The following is a 2,889-nucleotide window of genomic DNA, read 5'->3' on the forward strand; positions in this document are numbered from 1 at the left end:
ATCGACGACCAAGGCCGAGCACTCCTCACCCAGCGCAGAGACAACGACCACTGGGAAGCACCCGGCGGAGTCCTGGAACGCGACGAGGACATAACCACGGGTCTGCTTCGAGAGATCCACGAAGAGACCGGCCTGACGGTCGAGCCCGTCACCCTCACCGGCGTCTACAAGAACATGACACGCGGCATCGTCGCTCTCGTCTTCCGCTGCAAGGTCATCAGCGGCCACCTCACCGAAACCGACGAAGCCCGCGCGTTCCGCTGGGTCACCGCGGACGAGGTCTCATCACTCGCATCCGAGGCATTCGCCATCCGCGTCCTCGACGCCATGCACCAGGACCAAGCGCCAGCCATCCGCCACCACGACGGCACTCGTCTACTCGGGTCGTCACAGCTACACGAGTAATTGCCGAATTGTTCTTATGGGTATCAAGCGGCGGCGCGGCGCGCCGCCGTACCCCCGGCCCTCCGCCCGCCCGCCGTCCGGGCGTGCGGCCTGGGGGCCGGTCCCGGACGGCGGCGGGACACCGGGCCGGGCACCACACATCGGCCCCGCCGTACCAACCGAACGCACCGACCGGGGTTGCCCCGCCGCCGCACAGATGCAGCCCTACGATCGCCACTGCATGGCTGGAGGCCGTGCATGCTTGGGGGCGATCGACGATCCAGGGTTCGTTCCTCACCCTGGCTCACCGAGCAACGTGGCTGATCGCAGTTCGGCGGCGGACGGCACGCGGATACGCGAAGATCATTGAGCGTGACCCATGGCGGAACTGTCAGCTGAGAGGAACGTCCGTGATCGACTCGACCTACCGCGAGTGGTTTCGCCTGCGCACTCAGCTGGTCGTCAACTTGACGTGGTGCTCTGCCACCAAGATTGACGACGTCCTGGCTGCGTATGCCATCTCACCCGAGAGCACCCAGCCGGCGCGCTTCCTCGCAGACGACGTCGACATGTTCATCGGGCGCCTCGGCAAGGGCACCGTCATCATGGACTACCGCGTCGATTCCACCACCGATCAAGCTCTTCCCATTCTGGCGCAGTACGGCCCCTGCCTGAGCGCTACATGGATCGATCACGCCCCAGCGATGGTCTCGTATCGCACGGAAAGCGGCCTGGTGGTCAAATTCGACAGGCTGGAGTGGGACTGGTACCCAGTTCCTGATCTCGCCAGCGTCGAGCAATGGATCGCCGCCAGCCCAGCAGGTCGGGAGACCTGGGAGAACAGTTGCGATCTCGCCACGCTCATCACCGCCGAAGCGCTATGTCAGGCTGTGGTCGACGACGAATGGATGCGATCCGTACACACTGGCGTCACCTCACCAGATCCACTGGGGCAGGAGATGCCGTCAGCCCCACGCACTCTCAGCGCGATCATCGACAAATACGGTGACCGCACACCGTAGGACAGAGGTCCGGCAGAGCAGACCCGTGATCCCACATGATCGCCGTGCCCGTCGCGTGCCCGATGGGACGGGAAACGAGGGGGAACAACGGGGAGTCACGGGGAACGCGATCAGGGCGGTGAGCTGCGTCTTCGCAGGCCGGGCAAGATCGGCATCCGTCTTTGCAAGCAGGATGTCAGGAGTTCGAATCTCCTAGGCTCCACCTGCGGGAATGCTCAGTCTGTGATCATGAAAACCGGGCTTGAGTGACTAACTGGGTGACTAAGCTCCCCGGGCGCCTCCGAAGAGATCGTCCATCGCCGTCGCGCCCTCCTGCATGACGGGCCGGATCTGGAGCCGGTAGACCGTCTCGGTGACCACGGTGTTGGCGTGGCCGACCAGGCGAGAGATCTGCTCGATGGGGACGCCGGAGTCCGAGAGCAGCGAGACGAAGCTGTGCCGCATCTCCCGAGGTGTCCACTCCGTGTCGACCAGCCCCGCTTCCTTGAGGATCTTCCGGAAGTCCCGCCGGACGTTGCCCGCGCTCAGCGCCGTCCCGTTCTTCGTACAGAACACCAGCCTGCCCGTTCCGCCGTGATCGGTGGTTCCGTCGCTGAGCCCCTCGTGTTCCCAGAGATCCCGCAGCGCCTCGACACACCGCTGTGGCAGCTTGAGAGTCCGACGGGACTTGACGGTCTTGGTGTCGCCGCTCTGCCGCACCGACCGCCACACGTAGACGGCGTACTCGGTGTGCTCCCACCCCGCCTCCGTGACGGGAACCCACGCCCTGCGCTCGTCGACGAACGCCACCACGTGGGACCAGGACAGTTCGCGCAACTCCTCGGTACGAGCTCCCGTGAGCAGCGAGAGGATGACGTACCCGCGCATGCGTGTGTTGGCCTGTTCCGCAGCCGTCATCACGGCCGTGGCCTGGGTCAGCGTGAGCGCCTTGGACTTACGCCCCTGGCGCCCCTCGGGGACCTCGCACAGATCCACGACGTTGCGCTTCACCTTGTCGCGGACCATGGCGTTCTTCACCGACCGGTTGAGGATGCCGTGGATCATCTTGAGCGTCCGCGTGCTGAGTTCCGGAGCCTTGCCCGCCAGCCACCGGTCAATGTCCTCCACCGAGAGGTCACGGAGCTTGCGGGCACCGAGGGCGGAGATGACGTGGTTCTCGGCGAACTCGGTGTACAGGCCGACTGTCTTGCTCCCCCGCCCTTTCAGCCCGTGCTCAAGCCAGTACTTGACCGTATCGGCCACGGTGTAGCCGCCCGACGCGATGGCCAGCCCGTCCTCGTAGTCGCGGATGATCTCTTTGAGCTTGGCCTTGGCTTCGGTCTTGGTCTTGCCGCTGGCCTTCTTGACGATGCGTTTTCCGGCCGGGGTGTAGCCGACGGTGACCGAGGCGATCCAGCGTTCGCGGGTCTCGTCCCAGTGCAGGCCGCCGTCTCCCCGGCTGCGTCGTGTGGTCATGATGCCCTCGCTTCCTGTTCGAGTAGTG

Annotated in this window: 3 protein-coding genes; 2 read left to right on the plus strand and 1 reads right to left on the minus strand. The window is 65.1% G+C overall.

Features of this window, described 5'->3' with window-relative positions; translation table 11 throughout:
* Together ACTOQ1_RS42715 and ACTOQ1_RS42720 are read left to right on the plus strand one after the other, a co-directional pair.
* The coding region (locus ACTOQ1_RS42715; RefSeq protein ID WP_440074304.1) for an NUDIX hydrolase at window positions 1-405 on the plus strand (405 nt) is incomplete at its 5' end.
* Window positions 406-794: 389 nt separating this feature from the next.
* Window positions 795-1,406: a hypothetical protein gene (locus ACTOQ1_RS42720; RefSeq protein ID WP_440074305.1), complete on the plus strand. Its 612-nt coding sequence runs from the start codon at window positions 795-797 to the stop codon at window positions 1,404-1,406.
* A gap of 261 nt (window positions 1,407-1,667) precedes the next feature.
* Here ACTOQ1_RS42720 and ACTOQ1_RS42725 read toward each other — a convergent pair.
* Window positions 1,668-2,889 (minus strand): site-specific integrase (locus ACTOQ1_RS42725; RefSeq protein WP_440074307.1); only part of this gene is annotated, 1,222 nt, incomplete at its 5' end.

Source organism: Streptosporangium sp. OZ121 (assembly GCF_051918885.1).
Lineage (GTDB): Bacteria > Actinomycetota > Actinomycetes > Streptosporangiales > Streptosporangiaceae > Streptosporangium.